Below are 4,386 nucleotides of genomic sequence, written 5' to 3' on the forward strand. Positions count from 1 at the left end.
AAGTACAGCCTGCGGCTAGTTTCCTAGTTTGCTCTTTGATTTTCATTGAGTATAATTCTCCAATTTATAAAATGAAATTGCTTTTATATCTAAATTGCTATATAATAATGATAAGGAGGAAATAAGTATGTTAAAAGAAGTATTAAGCGTCGCAAAAGTTGCGAAAAAATCATCACTCTTTTTGGGTGGTGTCGCATTTGGTACCCTTGGTTTGAAAATCTTGGCAAGTAAGGAAGCTAAAAAAGGTTATTCTAAAGCTTTGGCTAAGGCTTACAAGTTGAAAGACGGGCTAGATGCATCTGTTTCTGTTGTGAAACAACATGGAGACGATGTCTTGCAAGATGCCAAATATTTGTACGAGCAAGAGAAAAAAGAAGAGCAATTAGATAGCCTTATAGGGGAATAATATGTCTTTTAAAGTGCTACATAGAGGATACCAACATATCCGACTATCATCTTCTTTTTCACTCACCTTGGATATTCAAGACTATCTTCGTTCCTTGGTGAGAGATGAAAAGGGGATTGAGTCTATCCAGTTTTACATGGATCAACAGCACTTTACTCTACGCATAAAAGAAGGCTTTTCTGTATTAGATAATGCAGAAGCCTTTTTAAAAAGAATTGATAAAGGGAAAGTTTCTGAGTTGATGACTCTTCCCATTCGTAGAGAAGAGAGTGCTTATTCTATTGTTTCAGGTGCAGCGATTAAGCGTATACTTTTTCGTAGTTTTGTGCCGTATCCTATTCGCTATATATGGACTTGTTATCAGGCTTTTGGCTATATTAGAGAAGCCTATCAAACACTAGCGCGTAAGGAACTAACGATGGAAGTTTTGGACTGTTCGGCGATTTTATTGTCCTTGTTTATGAACCAATCCAAGACAGCTAGCAATATCATGTTTATGCTTGATTTGGGGAATCATTTAGATCAGTGGTCCTTGAAAAAAACTGCAACAGATTTAGAACAAAGCCTTCTTGCAAAAGAGAGCGATGTATTTCTAGTACAGGGGGATACGGTTGTTAGTATCAAGAGTTCCGATGTTCAAATAGGAGATGTCTTGGTCCTATCTCAAGGAAATGAAATTCTGTTTGATGGACAAGTAGTTTCAGGTTTAGGTATGGTCAACGAAAGTTCCTTGACGGGAGAGAGTTTTCCAGTTGAAAAAAGAGAGTCTGATTTGGTTTGTGCAAATACAGTATTAGAAACTGGAGAGTTGCGCATTCGTGTAACCGATAATCAGATGAACAGCCGGATTTTACAACTGATTGAGTTGATGAAGAAATCTGAAGAAAACAAGAAAACGAAACAACGCTATTTCATCAAAATGGCGGATAAGGTCGTCAAATATAATTTCTTGGGGGCTGGGCTGACTTACCTATTGACAGGTTCTTTTTCTAAGGCTATTTCTTTCCTATTGGTCGATTTCTCCTGCGCTTTGAAAATCTCTACTCCTGTAGCTTATTTGACAGCTATCAAGGAGGGGTTGAACCGTGAAATGGTGATTAAGGATGGGGATGTTCTGGAGAAATACCTGGAAGTTGATACTTTCTTGTTTGATAAGACGGGAACAATCACAACTAGTTATCCTATAGTTGAAAAGGTGTTACCTTTTGGGGACTATAGTGAGGAAGATATTCTCAGAATCAGTGCCTGTCTTGAGGAACACATTTATCATCCTATTGCTAATGCCATCGTCAAGCAAGCTGAGATAGAGGGAATTGAACATGAGGAAATGCATGGGAAACTCCAATATATCGCAAGCAAGGGGATCAAATCTCATATAGATGGGCAACCAGTTCTTATTGGGAATTATGTTTTGATGCAGGATGAGCAAATTCATATCAGTTCAGAACAAAATGCTTTAATTGAAGAGTACAAGAGTCACTACAATCTCTTATTCTTGGCTTATCAGAATGAATTGATTGGAATGTTCTGTATTCATACTCCTTTGAGAAAAGAAGCAAAAGCAGCCTTGGAGAAACTTAAGGCACAAGGGAAAAAATTGATTCTGGCAACAGGGGACACCTTGGTTAGAACAGAGGAATTAGTCAAAGATTTGCCCTTTGATCAGGTCTATACAGACTTGAAACCTGATGGGAAATTTGAGTTAGTAGAGGAACTGCAGAAAGCAGGTCACACTATTTTGATGGTTGGAGATGGCTTGAATGACTCAGCGGCTCTAACCCTGTCAGATATCGGTGTGGTGATGAATGAGAGTGCAGATATTTCTAAGCAGATGAGCGATATCTTATTGTTAGATAATTGTTTGGATTTCTTCCAAGAGTTGGATTCGCTATCATCATCTTTGCAAACACTCATCAAGAAGAATATTCAAGATACCGTTGTCGTAAATAGTAGTTTGATTGGCTTTGGCTTGTTTAATTGGCTCAGTCCTTCAAATCTCTCTATCTTACATAATCTAACAACCTTACGCATAGTCCTGCGTAGCCTGTCTATTAAAAATAGATAGATGAGAGTTATTAACAGCAAAAAGGAGTTACCTTTCTCGAGGTTAACTCCTTTTTTTTATAGGTAAATGTTGAACAGTTTAGTAAGTCAATACAAAGTATTTTTTCTTTCCACGACGGATAACAGTCAGTTCATTTTCTAACTTATCTGCGTCACTCAAGACATAGTCAAGGTCTTGGATGCGGTCGCCGTTGACGTAGATAGCTCCGTTTTGAACATCTTCACGGGCTTGGCGTTTTGAGTTTACTACACCAGATGAGACGAGCAGTTCCACGATGTTGTGGTTTTCATCTGCTTGAACTTGGTAGTTTGGTACACCCCGAAGTCCTTGTTTGAGTTCTTTAACAGAAAGGTTTTTGATGTTTCCTGCAAAGAGTTGCTCAGTGATGTTGAGGGCTTCTTTGTAGGCTTCTTCGCCGTGAACAAGAGTCACGACTTCACGAGCCAGGACTTTTTGTGCCAAGCGTTCGTGTGGAGCTGCTTCAAACTGTTTGCGGATGTCTTCAATCTCATCAAGTGACAAGAAAGTAAAGATCTTCAAGAAGCGAACAGCGTCAGCGTCCATAACGTTCATCCAAAATTGGTACATTTCGTATGGAGAAGTCTTTTCAGGATTGAGCCAGACTGCGTTTCCTTCTGATTTACCAAATTTCTTACCAGTTGCATCTGTGATCAGTGGAACAGTGATAACGTGGCCTGTCTTGTCAGCCTTACGACGAAGCAATTCAGTACCAGCTGTCATATTTCCCCACTGGTCAGAACCACCGATTTGAAGCGTTACGTTGTGGTCTTGGTTAAGAACGAAGAAATCGTAACCTTGCATGATTTGGTAGGCAAACTCAGTGTATGAAATTCCTGTTTCAATCCGTTTTTTCACAGACTCCTTGCTCATCATGTAGTTGACAGTAAAGTATTTTCCGATATCACGGAGGAAATCAATGAAGCTGATGCTGCCAAACCAGTCGTAGTTGTTGACCATGACAGCTTTATTTTCACCATTTTCAAAGTCAAGAAAACGAGAAAGTTGTCCTTGGATAGACTTGACCCAGCCATCTACTGTGTCTTTTGTTTGGAGACTACGTTCAGCATCTTTGAAGGACGGATCTCCGATGAGACCTGTAGCACCGCCAACGAGCGCATAAGGTTTGTGACCTGCTAGTTGCAAGCGACGACTTGTCAAGATTGCGACAAGATGGCCTAGGTGAAGGCTGTCAGCAGTTGGATCGTAGCCAGTATAATAAGAAACTTGACCTTCTTCTAGGGCTTTACGTAAAGCTTCTTCATCAGTCGTTTGAAAAATCAAACCACGCTCTTTTAGCTCATCAAAAATGTGCATGTGTCTTTTCTCCTTTTTAAAATTATTGTTTCTACCTATTGTATCACAAACTTGGGCAATAGCCTAGCAGAATAGGGAAGAAAGTGGCTATTTTATTGAAAGTTTACCTTTTATGGTATAATAGATAGAGTGAGGAAATCCATGCAAAATCAATTAAATGAATTAAAACGAAAAATGCTGGAATTTTTCCAGCGAAAACAAAAAAATAAAAAATCAGCTAGCCCTGGCAAGAAAGGCTCAAGTGTCCAAAAATCTAAATCCTTAGAAAAGCCAGCCATTTTTCCAGCTATTTTACTGAGTATAAAAGCCCTATTTAACTTACTCTTTGTGCTCGGTTTTCTAGGAGGAATGTTGGGAGCTGGGATTGCTTTGGGGTACGGAGTGGCCTTATTTGACAAGGTTCGGGTGCCTCAGACAGAAGAATTGGTACATCAGGTCAAGGACATCTCTTCTATTTCAGAGATTACCTATGCGGATGGGACGGTGATTGCTTCCATAGAGAGTGATTTGTTGCGCGCTTCTATCTCATCTGAACAAATTTCGGAACATCTGAAGAAGGCTATCATTGCGACGGAAGATG

At 39.5% G+C, this 4,386-nt stretch carries 3 protein-coding genes and 1 pseudogene; 3 read left to right on the plus strand and 1 reads right to left on the minus strand.

The annotated features are described in order from the left end of the window. Window positions 1-127: 127 nt before the first annotated feature. Together QZ565_RS08340 and QZ565_RS08345 are read left to right on the plus strand one after the other, a co-directional pair. Complete coding sequence (locus tag QZ565_RS08340; RefSeq protein ID WP_000910904.1) at window positions 128-406, plus strand: DUF6110 family protein; 279 nt, start codon at window positions 128-130, stop codon at window positions 404-406. 1 nt (window position 407) lies between these two features. Beyond that, the gene (locus tag QZ565_RS08345) at window positions 408-2,471 is read left to right on the plus strand and encodes a heavy metal translocating P-type ATPase (RefSeq protein WP_295528134.1); all 2,064 of its coding nucleotides are present in this window, start codon (window positions 408-410) and stop codon (window positions 2,469-2,471) included. 78 nt (window positions 2,472-2,549) lie between these two features. Here the strand turns inward: QZ565_RS08345 and tyrS are convergent, their stop codons facing one another. Beyond that, a complete protein-coding gene (tyrS, locus tag QZ565_RS08350) occupies window positions 2,550-3,806 on the minus strand; it encodes a tyrosine--tRNA ligase (RefSeq protein WP_000546884.1) in 1,257 nt (418 codons plus the stop codon). 141 nt (window positions 3,807-3,947) lie between these two features. Here tyrS and QZ565_RS08355 point away from each other — a divergent pair. Then, window positions 3,948-4,386, plus strand: a pseudogene (locus QZ565_RS08355) (penicillin-binding protein); the annotation flags it as partial.

It is taken from the genome of uncultured Streptococcus sp., assembly GCF_915066115.1.
GTDB lineage: Bacteria > Bacillota > Bacilli > Lactobacillales > Streptococcaceae > Streptococcus.